The organism is Asaia sp. HumB (assembly GCF_030263835.1).
Lineage (GTDB): Bacteria > Pseudomonadota > Alphaproteobacteria > Acetobacterales > Acetobacteraceae > Asaia > Asaia bogorensis.
On the sequence record NZ_JARPML010000002.1, the window covers coordinates 2,143,252 to 2,159,362 of the forward strand.

Here is a 16,111-nt window from a genome sequence, read left to right on the forward strand (position 1 = left end):
CTGTGGGCTCAGAACGAGATGGTTACGTTGATCGTGTCAGCATAGTCACCCGCCTGCAGGGGGGATGTGGCGTCTGCGCCGAAAGCCCGCCCGAATAGTCCAACCGTAAAGGTGGAGTCGTGGGCGGTGAGGGAAAACGGGGTATTGTTCTGCACCACCGTGGCAAAACTGGAATCGGTGTACAGGTCATAGGCAATGTAGGATGAGTCGTTGGCCAACGCATGATTATGGCCGCCACTCTTCTGGGCGTCGTGGGTGCCGCTGATTACAGTGAGCATTGGTGTGATACCGGGCGAGCAGGTGACGGTAATGTCGCCGCCACTATTCGAGCCCGCAGCAAGCACCCGGTTCGCTACCTGCTTGAAAAATGTTGTTTGGGTATCGAAAGCCAAGAGCCCCATTGCGGTATTGCCTGTAGGGGTTGTCCCTCCAATCTGACAGGCAGAGTCCAGGTGAAGCGAGACGCCAATCGTACCGGTGTAGGTCTCGCTTTCTGCCCTACATGGCGATGACAGGCGGAAGCCGAACAAACCCAGAGCAAGGAGCGCGTACCGGGCGGATAATGCGACAGGCCGTGCGGACAGGCTGGAAGATGACCGTGTGGCTGTAATAACCCCGGAATTATTCTGCGTCATATCATCCTCTTTGCCAGTACAGGATGATCAGCGTTGTCACGGATGACCGTTAACAATTGTCCTGCACGTATCAATTACATGGACCTTGAGGATCGTGATTCGCTTTGGTTCAGCGCGACGCCTCAGGTAATGTGTGAGCCTTTTTCCATCTAACCTAATATTCGTCAATAAATCGTTTATCCCGTAAACACGTTATCGACAGATTTGTTAAATTCAGTAAATAAACGAATAATCGTTATTGTTCGTTATCGGCCATAGGGCGGGTGTTCAGGTGTCAATTGTCACGGTGCGTCGTGACTGTTCCGATCATTACGCTATCTGGGGCAGCTTTTTGGGAGGGGTGCGAAGCAGGATAGTGCCGCCGCCCATTTCCGGTTGTCCCGTCGCCTTATGCAGCTCTGGCCCGCTCCGCGACTATCCCTGGCGGAATCATCATGTTCGTGATTTCAGTCTGATTGGGTACGGCATGATGAATTGACGAGGCATTCGCCTGGTCCCGGCAGTAGAGCGGCGATGCGCACAGGCCGTAGCGTTTTGCCCCCACGGCAGGGGTAAACGGAAACGGCCTGTTTTGCCCGGCGACGCCACTTTCCTCGGCTGCTTGGCCTGCAATGAGGCGCGAGGAGTCAGGAAGATCGCCCGTCCCCCTGCGCGGCGTTCAGCTTTCCTTGTCGACTGGCTCAGCGGCGCGAGGGCGATGTGGCCAGGCGGATCTTGACCTCACCCCACAGGGCTTCCTGAGCTGGCAAATCGAGATCGGCCAGTGTGCTGCCTGTTTCAGCCAGTACGGACTCCATTGTCTCGATGCGACGCGTGAATTTGGCATTGCCGTGCCGGAGGCAGGCTTCCGGGTCGAGCCCGAGCTTGCGTGCCAGGCTGGCGACAGTGAACAGTACGTCACCAATCTCGTCCTCAAGGCGGGCCTTGTCACCCCCGTCGAGTTCGGCCCTGACTTCGTCGAGTTCTTCCTCGATTTTTTCGAGAACCTGTTCCGGCCTGTCCCAGTCAAAGCCGACCCGCGCTGCGCGTTTGCCCAGCTTTTCGGCGCGTATCAAAGCAGGCAGGGCAGGGGCGATGCCTGCCAGCAACCCATATTCGGCTTTGGCGGTACGCTCAGCCTGTTTGTTGCGCTCCCACAGATCGGGGTCGAGCGTCTGGTCAGCAAAGACATGGGGATGGCGACGCACCATCTTGTCGCTGATCAGCCGCGCGACATCGGCAAAATCGAAACGCCCGGCCTCCTGGGCGATGCGCGCCTGATAAACCACCTGAAGCAGCAGATCGCCCAGCTCGTCTGGCAGTGCCTCCCAGTCCTCGCGGGCGATCGTGTCCATCACTTCATAGGCTTCTTCTATGGCGAAGGGAGCAATCGTCTCATGAGTCTGGACCCTGTCCCAGGCGCAGCCGGTATGTGGATCGCGCAGCCGTTCCATGATGGCGATCAGTCGATCGAGTTCCGCTGCGGCTGTCTGGCTGGCGACCTGGTGGGGTGGAAGAGGGGTGCTCAAAGGGGAGGCTCCAGTCCGGTGAAATGGCTCACCGGATCATAGGGCCCGGCTGGCTCAGTTTCCATCACCCTTGGGCGAGGGTTTCTGAAAGATCAGCGTGACCTGATCCGTATGTCCACGGATGTTCTTGTCGAACACAGGCAGGGTGTGATCATCGGTCGGGTTGCGCAGGACAGGGCTGCTGGAGACAAGACGGAAACCGGCTGTCTCGACCTGCTTCGTGATCAGGGCGGGATCGATACGGTGCAGTGTGGTCGGCGCCACGATGCCGGTGCCAGCCAAGGCAACATGGTCGATTACGACATAATATCCGCCCGGCTTGAGCGCCAGAAAGATGGCCTGATCCATGCGCAAGGCTGTCTCGGGACCCATGCCGCCATACACATCGTGATAGTTCTGCGATGTCCAGACCAGATCGAGCGGTTGCGAAACGTGGAAATCCACGATCGGCGTAACGACGACCGAGACATTGCTGAAGGCGGGGTTGGTAGCGATGGCTTGCGCTGTTTGGGAAAGCTGGGGATGACGCGCGGCCATTTCAGCAGGGATAACCGCAAACACATGACCCGACGCGCCGATTTCGAGGCTTAGCAGGCGGGTGAAATAGCCGCTGCCGGGCATGAGGTCAGCGACGGCGGCTCCTTTGGGCAATGGCACGAGCGCCAGCAGGTCGAGCGGCTTGCGCAGTGCATCGCGTGCACGATCTGTATCGGGGCGCGCCGGTGAGGCAAGCAGCCCTGCGTCGGACTTCTGCAGGGCGACCTGTCCCCGGCCTGACGATTCAGCGACAAGGGCCATGCCACCCAGCACAGGGGCGCCCAATGACTGGGCGCCTGACGCAAGCACGCTCCCCAGGATAATGATTGATGCCCTGAAGGCACCACGTCGCAGAGGGGAAACCTTCATGGGTATAATCCTGTCAGTGAAGTCCGGGCGCGGGACAGGGGAGTGGAAAATCTGCCAAGTCCACGCCGCGGACATGAAAACCGGAGAGGGTGAAGCTTGTCTTATCTGCCCCGTCTGCACAAGGCATAGAGACCCAGGATCATCACGACACTGGCGAGGCTCGCAAGAATGGTCTGGCGTTGCGCGGCCTGCGCCATCATGGCGAGCACAACCAGCCCGATCGCGCCAAGCGTGCCGAGATTGAGGACCGAGCCGAAAGGCAGGGTGAAAGCCCTGTTGGTCGGGTCCTCAAGGCGCAGGATGCGATGCGACGAAACGATCAGCCCGTAGATAAGCAGCATGACAGCGCCCGTCGCGCCCAGCAGGAAGGCAAAGATCAGCTTGGGCGAGAGGATCGAACAGAAGGCCACGACCAGACCGATAATGCTGGAAAAGGTGACGGCACGCTGGGGAACGTGGCTTTTGGAAAGCGTGGCAAACCAAGCTGGCGCGTCATTCAGCTCCGCAAGGCCGCGCAGAGTGCGCGACGTGATGTAAATGCTTGAATTCAGGCAGGAGAGAATGGCTGTGAAAACCACGATCTGCATCAGGGTCGCCGCACCCGGAACGCCGATGTGACGCATGACAGTCACGAACGGAGAATAACCCGGCTCGATGGCTGTCCAGGGTACAAGTGTCAGGATCAGGATTACCGACAGGATATAGAAAAGGGTGACTCGCACGCCGATGGTGCGCGTTACACGGGCCAGATTTTCTTCGGCGTTTTCCGATTCCGCTGCTGCCACAGTGGCGGACTCTGAACCAATCATGGAGAAAAGCACGGTCGGAACGGTCGCCAGAATGGCGCCCCAGCCATGCGGGAAAAAGCCGTCATGGCTGAACACGTTATGCACGATGCGTGGATGCGGGCCGACAAAGTGGCTCAGGCTGAGCAAACCCAGGGCGCAGAAGGCAATGATGGTCGCGACCTTGATGAGCGAAAGCCAGAATTCGCATTCGCCAAAAACACGCACCGAGACAAGATTGATGAGATTGACCGCTATGATGAGGGCAGGTGCCAGTACCCAGACGGGGAGTGCTACCCAGTCCTGCATGGCAATGGCACCGCCAATGGCTTCGGCGCCAATGGTGACGACCCAGAACAGCCAGTAGAGCCAGCCCGAGAGGAACCCTGCCCAGTTCCCGTGGGCTGTGCGGATGCAGTCGATGAACGTACCGATGCCGGGTCTGGCAAGCAGCATCTCGCCCAGCATGCGGATGACAATGACGACGAGGAGGCCGGTGCCGATATAGGTCAGCAGGATAGCCGGACCTGCCGCTGCGATGGCGGCTGAACTGCCGATAAACAGCCCTGCACCAATCACGCCACCAAGGGCGATCATGGCAATATGTCGGTCTTTCAGCTTGCCGCCATGCAAAAGAGGCGGCTCACCCTCGCGCGAAAATCCATGGTGTGAAAGATTATCTTTTTCCATCATATGTTGGACAAAGCCATGTAAATGCTTACTTCGTCCAGATGGAATATTTTAAAGAAGGAATGAATTGATGACACGGGTCTTCATCGACGGTGAGGCTGGAACGACAGGACTGGGCATCAGGGATCGCCTGCGCGGCCTGCCTGTCGAGGTTCTCTCGATCGATCCTGCCAAACGCAAGGACCCGCAGGCACGACTGGAAATGATGCAGGGTGCCGATCTTGTGATTCTGTGCCTGCCAGATGATGCGGCCCGTGAGGCTGTGTCCCTCGCGGCGACTCTGGATACCGTACGCATCCTCGATGCCAGCACCGCGCACCGTATCGCCCCGCATTGGGAATATGGTTTCCCAGAACTCGATGCCGGGCAGACGGCGCGCATCGCTACGGCGCGTCACGTAGCGAATCCGGGATGCTATCCGACCGGTGCAATCGGATTGCTGCGCCCCCTGATCGATGCAGGCCTGATGCCGGCCGATCACCCCATCACCATCAACGCTGTCAGCGGCTATAGTGGCGGAGGACGCTCCGAGATCGAGGCCCATGAACAGAATGGCGGGCCCGCATTCGAGCTTTACGGGCTGGGACTTGCACACAAGCACGTGCCAGAGATCATGCATTATGCCGGACTGACCCGGCGACCGCTATTCGTGCCGTCCATTGGGCATTTCGCCCAAGGAATGATCGTCTCAATTCCCCTGCAACTGGCTGATTTGCCCGGTTATGTGCGCATTTCCGATATCGAGGCTTGTCTGCGCAATCACTATGCCGGGTCGCGTCAGATTAGTGTCGAATCAGCCGATGTGGCGCGCCTCGACGCCGCTGCGCTTGCTGATCAGGACACGATGGAACTGCGCGTCCATGGCAGCGAAACCTGGCGTCATGTGGTGTTGACGGCGCGTCTCGATAATCTGGGTAAGGGGGCTGCCGGAGCGGCGTTACAAAATATTTCTATCATGTGCGGGCTGGAGTGCTGAACTATCCGCTAATGATCCCAATAATAGGCGTTAAACCCTGGACCGTGGCTGCGCGTTTGATCTCGATTGAGGCATGATATCCCTATGCTCCCACCCCCCATCGAGCGCAGAAATCGTGACCGCATCGTGAGAGAACGATGCCCGGGTGCCGTTGTCCGCGCGGGGTACGTCATGCGAATGACTCTGTGCGGCATGATGGGTGGTGCATGAGCGACACAACGGCAAACACTGTAATCCAACCCGGAGGTCATGTGCTCGACTGGCTGCCGCTTCTGGCGTGTCATGTCGATCCTGATGGGCGTGTGTCCTATCTCAACAGGAACTGGTCACGGTTTTCGGGTTTTGAAGGACGTGTTGCCCCGTTTCTTTGGACCGATCTGATCGACAGTTCGGAGCAATCGCTCCCCTGTCGCTGTCCGGACAAGACGGAATACTGCGTTCAGCGCCATGTCACTCTTCGGCACCATGATGGTGCGCCCGTTCAGACGGATCTGCATTGGCAAAAGCTGGGCATGAATGAGGGAGGTGGCTGGCTTCTTTTTGGTCATCCCGAGGCAGATTTCCCTCTGCTCAATGCTTTCTCACCTCGCACCACCGCGCCGGAAACCGGGGCGGCAGAGAATCCTCGTACCCAGGTTCGTGGCGCTCACCTGCCTGCCGGTCATGCAGGTCTCGCGGCAGCGGGTCTCGCCTCTGACAGCAGTGCTGGCAGCGATCCTGGCGGGCTTACCCTGCCTCTTTCATCCCCCGATATTCTCGACGCTCAGCGGCGGGCGACGGCAACGCACCGGCTGATGCGGTCTCCATCGGATGACGCGGCTGGAGAGGATCGTTCTACTGGCACTGTGACAGGGCTTTCTGCCGAAGGTCGGCACGAGGGGGCCACGCACGATGTGCTGACGGGCCTTCCCACATGGCGTCATTTCGAGCGGGAGGCAGGCAGGCATTTCGAGCACGCGGCCGGTTCCGGAGAGAACCTCGGTTTCCTGCTGGTCGATATCGATTATCTCGGCGATCTCAACGATCTGTACGGGCGTGATATCGGTGACCTCGTTCTCAGGCTGGTCGCTGACCGCCTGACCTTGCTGACGGCTGGCGAGGGGTTGATTACCCGCAGTGGCGATGATGAGTTTTCGGTTCTTGTGACAGGTAGCGTCGATGCAGCCACACTTGCTGCTCATGCTCAGGCGCTCCTGAGTTTCGTTGATCTGCCCGTGCGTATCGGAACGCAACAGATCACCTTCGGGCTTAGCATCGGTGCCTCGCTTTACCCTCGCGACGGCGACTCGCTTGGGCGGCTTCAGCACCACGCCCTGCTGGCGGTCAATGACGTCAAGGCTCGTGGACGCGGCGGATACAGGCTTTTCGATCCATCCATGATCAGGCTTGGCGATGGCGTGACCGCCCAATCAAACCTGATCCGCGGCATGTTGCGCGATGACCTGATCTACCCCGCCTATCAGGCTAAGGTCAGTCTGATTGATGGGCATATTGTCGGGGCCGAGGCCCTGATGCGCTGGTACCGCGACGGTGTGGTGGATTGCGGGCCGGAATCCTTCCCTGAAATCTTCCGCTCCTATGATCTTGCAACGCGTGTGTCGGCCAGGGTGCAGGAGCGGGTATTTCAGGACATCGCCCTGTGGCGCAGGACAGGCCTTGAGCCACCCCATATCTCGATCAATGTCGCCCCGGTCGAGTTCATGCAGGATGACTATGCCGAGAAACTGCTTGCCCGTCTGGACAGGTTCGGTCTCTCGGCCCGGCTGATCGAGCTCGAACTGACCGAACATGTTCTCTATCAGAACAGCGAGCATTATCTGCATCGCGCCCTGACTGTGCTGCGCCGCGCAGGGATGCGCATCACGCTGGATGATTTCGGAACAGGCTATTCCTCGCTCAGTTTTCTGCGTGATTTCCCGATCTCGTCGATCAAGATCGACCGCAGCTTTGTCCGTCAGATCTGCACAGAGCCCTCAATGGAGGTCATTGTGGAAGCGATCATCCGCTTCGGCGAGGCCGTCTCGGTCGAGGTTGTGGCTGAGGGCATCGAGACTGCTGACCAGCTGGCTATTCTCCAGCGCATCGGCTGTCCCATCGGGCAGGGATATCTGTTTTCTCCACCCGTGGCATCAAGCGGCTTTGCGCGACTGCTCTCTGAGGGGCGCTCGCTGATACCGTGACCTTCCTTCGCCACGACGTGTCTTGGGGCTCTGTCGGGTAACGCATGACGAAGGAGGGTATAGATTGCCTTTTGTCCGGATACTCGCTAACAATCCGGCCATCAGGCGAGAGTGACGGAACGGTAGACGTAGTCGGCTCAAAATCGACCGCCGCAAGGCATGGGGGTTCGAATCCCCCCTCTCGTACCAGATTTTTCACCGAAAACAGGCTGAAAACAGGCTATTGACCGGGCCGTGACTTGCGCCTTGCTGTCCGGGTCCGGCATATCTCGCAAACTTTCTTTCAGTTTGCCTGCCTGCCAGTTTACCGGACCGATCATGCCCCAACGCCCTGACAGAAAACCCGCCCGCCCTTTCTTCTCATCGGGCCCCTGCGCGAAACGTCCGGGCTGGACGCTGAACGCGCTTGATGGCGCGCTGCTCGGCCGGTCCCATCGTGCGCCGGAGGGGCGTGCACGGCTCAAGGACGTCATTGATCGCTCGCATGAAGTGCTGGGTGCACCTTCAGACTGGAAGATCGGTATCGTGCCGGCTTCCGATACTGGTGCTGTGGAAATGATCCTCTGGGCGCTGGCGGGTGACAGGCCGATCGAGGTGCTGTCTTTCGAGAGCTTTTCGGGGCTTTGGGCGCAGGACCTGCGCGATGTGCTGAAACTTGATGATCTTGTCGTGCATGAGGCCCCTTACGGGGAACTGCCCGACCTGACGCGCATCGACTGGTCGCATGATGTGGTGCTGACCTGGAACGGCACGACCTCAGGCGTCTGCCTGCCGGGGGGCGAGGCTGTTCCGGCAGTGCATGAGGGGCTGGTCATCTGCGATGCTACCTCGGCGGCGTTTGCGATGGACCTGCCCTGGGATCGGCTGGATGTCGTGACATGGTCGTGGCAGAAGGCCCTTGGCGGTGAGGCCGCGCATGGCATGGTGGCCCTCAGCCCCCGTGCAGTGGCCCGCCTTGAGGCTGCAACGCCCCGTGCGCTGCCCAAGATCTTTCGCCTGACCAACAGCAAGGGGTTGATCGACGCCATTTTCTCGGGCGATACCATCAATACGCCCTCCATGCTTTGCGTCGAGGATGCGCTCGACAGCCTCAAATGGGCTCAGTCCATCGGCGGGCTGCCGGCGCTGAAGGCCCGCTCGCGTGCCAATCTCGATATTGTATCCCAATGGGTCGAGCGAACCGACTGGGTGGCGTTTCTGGCAGCTGATCCGGCGCAGCGTTCAAGCACCTCCATCTGCCTGCGTATTGTCGCGCCCTGGTTTGCCGCACAACCGGTCGAAGCCCAGCATAAGATCGTCAAGGCGCTGACGGGCCTCGTGGCTGAAGCCGGTGCAGGCTTTGACCTCGCTTCCTATCGCGATGCACCGCCGGGGCTGCGCATATGGGGGGGTGCCACGATCGACGCCGCCGATATCGAGGCTCTTCTACCGTGGCTCGACTGGGCCTATGAGACGGTCAGCATGGAATACGCCGCATGAAAATGACTGACGAGCCTGATACCGCTCTTTTGCCCTCGGGGTTTATCGACCTTCTCCAGCACGAGGCCGAGGCTGAGGCGCAGGGTATTGAATCCGTAATGGATGTGTTTGCCGCTCATGGCTATGAGCGCGTCAGACCGCCTTTGCTCGAATTCGAGACGTCCCTGCTCCATGGTGCCGGTCAGGCGCTTGAGGAACAGAGCTTTCGCCTGATGGACCCAGAGTCCCGTCGCATGATGGCCCTGCGCCCTGACATGACGACCCAGATCGCCCGCATTGCGGCCACACGCCTTGCCGGAACGGCGCGCCCGCTGCGTCTGTCCTATGCTGGGGCCTGTATTCTGGTCGGCACGCCCGGGCGAGAGGGTGAGCGTCAGATCAGCCAGGCCGGGATCGAGTTGATCGGGGTCGATTCCGTCGAGGCCGATTGCGAGATCGTGCTGATTGCCGCCGAGGCGCTCGAACGACTGGGTATTGCGGATTACTCCTTCGATCTCTCCTGCCCCGCCCTTGTTCAGGCGCTTGTCCAGCTCTCGGGCTATACCGGCACACGGCGCGCCGCACTCGTTCATGCGCTCGATCGCAAGGATATGGCCGCTGTTGCGGAGCTGGGCGGTCCTGTCGCTGCCGTGCTGACCGCACTGGTCGAAGCCTGCGGCCCATCCGATGCGGCGCTGGCTATTCTGGAAAAGCTCGAATTGCCGCCCGAGATCAGGGTCCATGCCGAGCGTCTGATGGCTGTGGTACGCGCCATTCATGCCCGTGCACCGGGGCTGCGCCTGACCGTCGACCCGGCTGAATTCCGGGGCTGGCAGTATCATACCGGTGTCTGCATGACCGTGTTTGCCCGGAGCCAGCGCGAAGAGCTGGGCCGTGGCGGGCGTTATCAGGCGCAGGGTGAGGAGCCTGCCTGCGGTCTGACATTCCGCCCGGAGGTCCTGCTGCGGGCGGCCCGACCGATCACACTCCGTCCGCGGGTTTATATCGCACCGGAATCGCAGGATTCCGAGGGAGCGGCACGACTGCGCAGGGAGGGCTATGCCACGGTTGCCGGTCTCGACAGCGTCGAGGATCTGGCTGCTGAAGCGCGTCGTCTGAACTGCCCCTTTGTTTTCGTCGCTGACGAACTCATCACGCTGTAAAAGGAAAAGAGCATGTCCAACGTCACCGTCATCGGCACCCAGTGGGGTGACGAAGGCAAGGGAAAGATCGTGGACTGGCTGGCCAGCCGTGCGGATATCGTCGTCCGCTTTCAGGGCGGTCACAATGCCGGTCATACGCTGGTGGTGGGCGATCAGGTCTACAAGCTCTCCCTGTTGCCTTCCGGCCTCGTGCGCGGCAAGACCGGTGTGATCGGCAATGGCGTGGTGGTCGACCCTGAAGCGCTGCTTGCCGAGATTGACCGCGTGTCTGCGCAGGGGCTTGTGGTCAATCCCGAGACACTCTGGGTGGCTGACAACGTGCCGCTCATCCTGCCGCTGCATGTTGCGACCGACCGCGCGCGTGAAGCTGCACGCGGCGACCGCAAAATCGGGACCACGGGGCGTGGCATCGGCCCGGCCTATGAGGACAAGGTAGCCCGTCGTGCCATCCGCCTGTGTGACCTCTCCGAGCCCGAGACGCTGGACTGGAAGCTGGATGAGCTGCTGCTCCATCACAACACGCTTCTTGCTGGTCTCGGCGCGCCGACTTTCACCAAGCAGGAAATCCTGGATCATCTGGCGAAGCTGGCCCCGCGCGTGCTGCCCTTCGCCTGTTCGGTCTGGGAGCGTCTGGACGAGGCCCGTCGTGCGGGCCGTCGTATCCTGTTTGAAGGGGCGCAGGCCGTCATGCTCGATGTCGATCATGGCACCTATCCTTTCGTGACCAGCTCCAACACGGTTGCAGCTGTCGCGGCCAGTGGCAGTGGTGTCGGCCCCGGCACGGTGGGTTTCGTGCTCGGTATTGCCAAGGCTTACACCACCCGCGTGGGAGAGGGGCCGTTCCCGTCCGAGCTGTTCGATCAGGTCGGGCAGGATCTTGGCGAACGCGGTCGTGAATTCGGCACGGTCACCGGGCGTGCCCGTCGTTGCGGCTGGTTCGATGCCGTGCTGGTGCGTCGCGCTGCCCGCGTTGGCGGTGTAAGCGGTATCGCCCTGACCAAGCTCGACGTTCTGGACGGCTTCGAGGAAGTGAAGATCTGTGTGGGTTACGAGCTTGATGGCAAGGTAATCACCTCCTTCCCGTCCAGCCCTGCAGCTCAGGCAAGGCTAAAGCCCGTTCTGGAGTCCATGCCGGGCTGGCAGGAAACGACCTTCGGTGCGCGTAGCTGGGCTGATCTGCCGGCGGCAGCCATCAAGTATATTCGCCGTATCGAGGAACTGATTGAAGCACCGGTGACGCTGCTTTCCACCAGTCCCGAGCGCGATGACACAATCCTGATGCGCGATCCCTTCGAGGATTGAGCCTATCGGCGCGGGCCGAAAGGCCCGTAGCCATCCGGTACAAAGCGGGTCATTGGCTCTGTCGCCATGATGCCGCAGTCAGTTCCTCTCAAAGGAGGGCCGACACTTGAACAGACGCATGACCAGAGCGTCATGGCAATGACGCCCGCCATTATCAGATCCGCACGGGCTTTCGAGACCGTGACGGAGCAAGGCGATAGCCCCGCTGCAATCACCGTGTTGTAATGTGCCTCGCGACATCTGGCACACAGCGTGGCCGTCCTGGTTGGTCCGCCTCCCGCTTCATGTCGGGCCTCGTCATTCCGCCGTGCTGATATGAACCCTCTGTGATTGGGTAAGCGCCGCTCACCGCTTACCGCGTTTTCGCTACGGGACGCACAGGCAGAAGCCGTGCGCATGCACTTCCCCTGCATATCTTGTCGATCTTTCCGGTGAAGTTCATCGAGATTGCTGCATGAGTGGCGATCAGTGATGTCATCGGGAAATCAAAATTCTCCTTCCACCGCTCTGGATAGCGTGAGCATTTTGCATTCAAAGATACATGCATCGACACAGTACGAAATGAATTTGAAGTAGTATTTCTTGATATATTTATTTTAATGAGAACCATCATAATCACATATTATATTACATTTTCGTGATTTTTCTATCAATAGCTTTGATATACATTGGGTGTTTATTAAAGTTTTCAAAAAAATTTAGGTTTTGGCCTTACGGCATTGATCTGTCTCGGGTGCTCCTAACCCAGCGATGCGCATGCATCTCGAGAAATGCCCTTTTTCAGCCCAGGTGCCATTCGGGTTCAGCGATTGGGCGACAAAGCATAAGGAACGCTGTGATGGCGACAACTTTGTCCGGCACGTGGTCGGCGGTGAACATTAGCGGTCAGACAGTTTACCAGAGCGGTACGACAACCGTAGGACAGCCTGCGTCATTCGCCGCCAATGCATCCATTACGGTTACGAACGGCGCAACCGTCACATCGCTCTCGGGAACGTCACTGACGATAACTGTGCAGGCGGGCGGTGTCGTCACGGACGCCACCCTGACAGCCGGTACGCTAAGAGTTGCCAGCGGCGGCATATTGAGCGGGAATATTCTGAGCGGTGTCGCGACCACCCTGAGTTCTGGTGCCCAGTCCATCAACGATACTTATCTGAAGGGTGCGGCAGGGGGTACGTGGTCCTACGCCCTCAACGGTGCGACCGTGACAGGCGCAACCGTAGGAAGCGGCGGATATCTGCAATTGCAGGCAGGCGCCACCGGATCGAACATCACCGCCGCCGATGGCGGATCCGCCTCTCTTGCCGCGGGGACAACCAACGGATTTCATGCAGTCAATGGGGGCTATCTTCAGTCAGGGACGATGGTCTTCTCCGGCTATGCTGGCAATGGAACCACGGTTTCGACTGGCGCAATCCTGAACGGGGTATGGTCGGCGGTCAACGTTAACGGCAAGACGGTTTACCAAAACGCCACGACGACAGTCAGTGATCCTGTGATCCTCAACGGGGCCACGCTTTATGTTGCGAGCGGGGCTGTAGTTTCTGGTCTCACCTGTATCTCCAATACCATCCCGACAATCAGCATATACTCGGGCGGAACCGTGCTCGATTCCCACATTACCCGTACCTATGTGCGTGTGGATAATGGAGGTGTTCTCAGCGATAACCAGCTTGACGGTTGCGACGTCACGCTGAGCACGGGCGCGCGTTCAACCGACGATACCTATTCCTGGTATGGTTTCGCCGTGCAGAGCGTCAAGGTGGCCAGCGGCGCCACCATCACTAATGTGATGTCACCAGCAACACGACCATCAGCGCAGCCACCGGAGCAACCCTAAACGGCGTTCATGTGGCTTCTGGCGGGTCTGCCGTCATCGCGGCAGATGTCGATCTTTCGGGATTTCATTCCGATGCCGGGACCTACCTTGCCACATACACGTCAATCGGCGGTACGGTTACTGTGCCATCAACGCCCGCAACGCCTCCAGGGACGGTCCTGACCGGTACCTGGAGTGCCGTCAGCTCCGGCGGAGTCACAGTCTATAAGAGCGGTGCGACGTTCGTGCAGGCTCCTGCCACGCTCGGAAACGGGGCGGTGCTCTGGGTTACGAGCGGTGCGACGGCCAGCGGCCTCTCGGGCTATGCCACCACAGTCTATGTTCAAAGCGGTGGAACGCTCGCTGGATCCTATCTCGCCAATGGCTCTGTCTTTGTTTCGTCGGGTGGTATCACGAGCGGTAACCAGTTCAACTCGGACCCTGTGACGATTGCCGGAGGGGGTAGCTCCGTCAACGATATTTTTTATAACAGTGGCTATGACAAGAACATCACGCTTGTTCAGGCCGGTGGCACGCTGATTGGCGGTCAGGTCGGGTCAGGGGGTATCCTCTCCGCTGTGTCGGGCTCCGTCGTTCAGGATCCTTCGGTGGGAAGCGGTGGCTATCTCGTGGCTGACAAGGCTGCGACTGAAGTCTGCTTCCTCAAGGGAACGCATATCCTGACAGCCCGTGGCGAAATCCCTGTCGAGGCGCTCCAGCTTGGTGAGGCTGTTGCGTGTCTGGTGAACGGTCAGACGGTCTTTCGTCCGATTATCTGGATTGGTAGCCGGTTCAACCGCCTCGAACCCTGGCAGCCTGTCGATCTGGCGGGCTATCCGGTGCGGATCGAGGCTAATGCCTTCGAGCCCGGCATACCCTCGCGCGATCTTCTCGTGACCCCGGAACACTGTTTTGCATTTGAAGGGCGGATGCTGCCGATCCGTATGCTCGTGAACGGCAGGAGCATACGCTATGACATCGCGATCCAGAGCTACGAATATTTCCATATCGAACTTTCGGAGCACTCGATCATCCTCGCTGAGAACACCCCGACCGAAAGCTATCTCGACACCGGAAACCGGCATATTTTCAGGGAGTCTGGCAATGTTGTCGCGCTGCGTCCTGAGCCGGCGCTGCGTTATGCCCTGCCGCTATGCGTTGATCGTGCCTATGCACAGCCGCTTTATGAGCGTTTTGCCCGTAAGACGGCGGACGTCGAAACACCGATTGTCACCGGCGAGCCTGACTTGCGCCTTGTCGATGCGGCAGGGCGCGAGATCCGTCCCGTGCGCCGCGACGGTGCGAAATATGTGTTCCAGGTTCCGCCCGGCACGACCGGGGTTCATATCGCCTCACGGGCATCGCGCCCCTGCGACAGCATCGGACCCTATGTTGATGATCGCCGTCGCCTCGGCGTGTTGATTGGCGCGATCACAGGCTTTTCCTGCGATGGCCAGAAGGCCGTGACCTCTCATCTGACCGCTGAGACCCTCTCGGGATGGTATCCGGGAGAGGGAGGCTATCGCTGGACAGATGGGTTCGGCTGGCTGCCACTGACGGATGAGGGTGGAGTAACGAATTCGGTTATCCTGTGCGTTGAGGTGATCGCGGCAGGTCCGTATGTGTCCGAGCCCTATGAGGCTGGGATAGCCTCAATCGCGGGCTGAAAAAAGGCTGAAGTCGGGAGGCTCGCTTATCGAGCATCCTGATCTCAGCGCTTCAGACTTAGAAAGATGCTTCTGGGTATGGCGCGGCGGTCTTTGCGCAAAAACCTGTCTTTGCACGGCCTCCTCATTCATCGCCCTCACGCAGCGTCCCATCCCCGTACCGTTCGGGGCGGTTTCAGCGAGGACCTCTTGGAGGGGCCTCGCCTCTGACGCCTGACGGAAGCACGCCGGTAAGACGGGTGAAGGCTTTCGAGAAGGCAGCGAAGCTCTCATAACCTGCACTCATCGCTGCGCTGGCGACGCTTTCTCCCTGGGCCAGCTTCTCATAGGCATGCGCGATGCGCAGGCGTTGCCGCCATGCTGAGAAGCTCAGGCCTGTATCATCTGCAAAATGACGGACGAAAGAGCGTTGCGACATATTGGCCAGTCGTGCCCATTCTGGCTGGCTTCGACGGTCCGACGGGTTGTCTGTCAAAGCCTGCGCCACACGCCTGAGCCGTGCATCCTGCGGGAAAGGAAGGGCTCCCGTGTCTTGCGGCAGGGAGAGGAATTCATCCCAGAAACTCTCCGCCAGTCGTGCCACCACCGGTGTCCATAGCGGATTGCGGGCCTGACGGGCGAGGCGCACGGCCTGTGCATTGAGCAGATCGCTCCCGCGCGACAAAAATGGATAGGCTGGCAGGGCCTGACATCGCTCAGGATGGATATAAAGGCTCCAGCCCATGACCGCGCCGTGGGAGCGGGCTTCGTGAGTCAGGGATGGCGGCAGCCATAGAAGCTGCCCAGGGCCGATCAACCACTGGGCTGCCTGCGTGCGCAGCGCCATAACGCCATTCGCAATCCCGAAAATCTGCCCGCGTTCATGGACATGCGGACGGGCCTCACGGCGCTCGCCCTGTTCCATATGGCCCCCGAGAATCCAGGGGGCGTCATGCGCTGTGACTTCGTGCGGGACCATGCTGCATTTGGCGTCCATGCACTGATTTATGGCGCACAGGCGCGGGAACGCCAGCAAATAA

At 59.6% G+C, this 16,111-nt stretch carries 12 protein-coding genes and 1 tRNA gene; 8 read left to right on the forward strand and 5 right to left on the reverse strand.

The window, feature by feature from the left end:
• Positions 1 to 8: 8 nt before the first annotated feature.
• The 4 genes from P5689_RS10750 to P5689_RS10765 all read right to left on the reverse strand — a co-directional run bounded on the left by P5689_RS10750 (position 9) and on the right by P5689_RS10765 (position 4,527).
• Positions 9 to 635, reverse strand: coding sequence for a spore coat protein U domain-containing protein (locus tag P5689_RS10750; RefSeq protein WP_023979142.1), 627 nt, complete (start codon positions 633 to 635; stop codon positions 9 to 11).
• 680 nt (positions 636 to 1,315) lie between these two features.
• Positions 1,316 to 2,143 carry a nucleoside triphosphate pyrophosphohydrolase gene (gene mazG, locus P5689_RS10755; RefSeq protein ID WP_023979140.1) on the reverse strand — a complete coding sequence of 276 codons (828 nt, stop codon included), beginning with the start codon at positions 2,141 to 2,143 and terminating at the stop codon, positions 1,316 to 1,318.
• A 54-nt stretch (positions 2,144 to 2,197) separates the two neighbouring features.
• The gene (locus tag P5689_RS10760) at positions 2,198 to 3,049 is read right to left on the reverse strand and encodes a class I SAM-dependent methyltransferase (protein ID WP_023979139.1); all 852 of its coding nucleotides are present in this window, start codon (positions 3,047 to 3,049) and stop codon (positions 2,198 to 2,200) included.
• Between the two features lie 101 nt (positions 3,050 to 3,150).
• Positions 3,151 to 4,527 carry an amino acid permease gene (locus tag P5689_RS10765; RefSeq protein WP_285533143.1) on the reverse strand — a complete coding sequence of 459 codons (1,377 nt, stop codon included), beginning with the start codon at positions 4,525 to 4,527 and terminating at the stop codon, positions 3,151 to 3,153.
• A 67-nt stretch (positions 4,528 to 4,594) separates the two neighbouring features.
• On the opposite strand from P5689_RS10765, the gene argC reads away from it, so the two are divergent.
• The 8 genes from argC to P5689_RS10805 all read left to right on the forward strand — a co-directional run bounded on the left by argC (position 4,595) and on the right by P5689_RS10805 (position 15,092).
• Complete coding sequence (argC, locus tag P5689_RS10770; RefSeq protein WP_285533144.1) at positions 4,595 to 5,500, forward strand: N-acetyl-gamma-glutamyl-phosphate reductase; 906 nt, start codon at positions 4,595 to 4,597, stop codon at positions 5,498 to 5,500.
• 206 nt (positions 5,501 to 5,706) lie between these two features.
• Positions 5,707 to 7,680, forward strand: a complete 1,974-nt coding sequence (locus tag P5689_RS10775; protein WP_285533145.1) for a bifunctional diguanylate cyclase/phosphodiesterase — start codon at positions 5,707 to 5,709, stop codon at positions 7,678 to 7,680.
• Between the two features lie 105 nt (positions 7,681 to 7,785).
• Positions 7,786 to 7,869, forward strand: a tRNA-Leu gene (locus P5689_RS10780).
• Positions 7,870 to 7,998: 129 nt separating this feature from the next.
• Entirely contained in the window at positions 7,999 to 9,159 is a 1,161-nt protein-coding gene (locus P5689_RS10785) for a phosphoserine transaminase (protein ID WP_023979135.1), read from the forward strand.
• A gap of 2 nt (positions 9,160 to 9,161) precedes the next feature.
• Positions 9,162 to 10,301, forward strand: coding sequence for an ATP phosphoribosyltransferase regulatory subunit (locus P5689_RS10790; RefSeq protein WP_023979134.1), 1,140 nt, complete (start codon positions 9,162 to 9,164; stop codon positions 10,299 to 10,301).
• A 12-nt stretch (positions 10,302 to 10,313) separates the two neighbouring features.
• Positions 10,314 to 11,603: an adenylosuccinate synthase gene (locus tag P5689_RS10795; protein WP_023979133.1), complete on the forward strand. Its 1,290-nt coding sequence runs from the start codon at positions 10,314 to 10,316 to the stop codon at positions 11,601 to 11,603.
• Positions 11,604 to 12,441: 838 nt separating this feature from the next.
• Positions 12,442 to 13,446 (forward strand): hypothetical protein, encoded by a 1,005-nt coding sequence (locus P5689_RS10800; protein ID WP_023979130.1) that lies wholly within the window; start codon positions 12,442 to 12,444, stop codon positions 13,444 to 13,446.
• An 11-nt stretch (positions 13,447 to 13,457) separates the two neighbouring features.
• Complete coding sequence (locus P5689_RS10805) at positions 13,458 to 15,092, forward strand: Hint domain-containing protein (RefSeq protein WP_285533146.1); 1,635 nt, start codon at positions 13,458 to 13,460, stop codon at positions 15,090 to 15,092.
• Between the two features lie 175 nt (positions 15,093 to 15,267).
• On the opposite strand, the gene P5689_RS10810 is transcribed toward P5689_RS10805, so the two are convergent.
• Complete coding sequence (locus P5689_RS10810; protein WP_023979128.1) at positions 15,268 to 16,050, reverse strand: helix-turn-helix domain-containing protein; 783 nt, start codon at positions 16,048 to 16,050, stop codon at positions 15,268 to 15,270.
• Positions 16,051 to 16,111 lie beyond the last annotated feature (61 nt).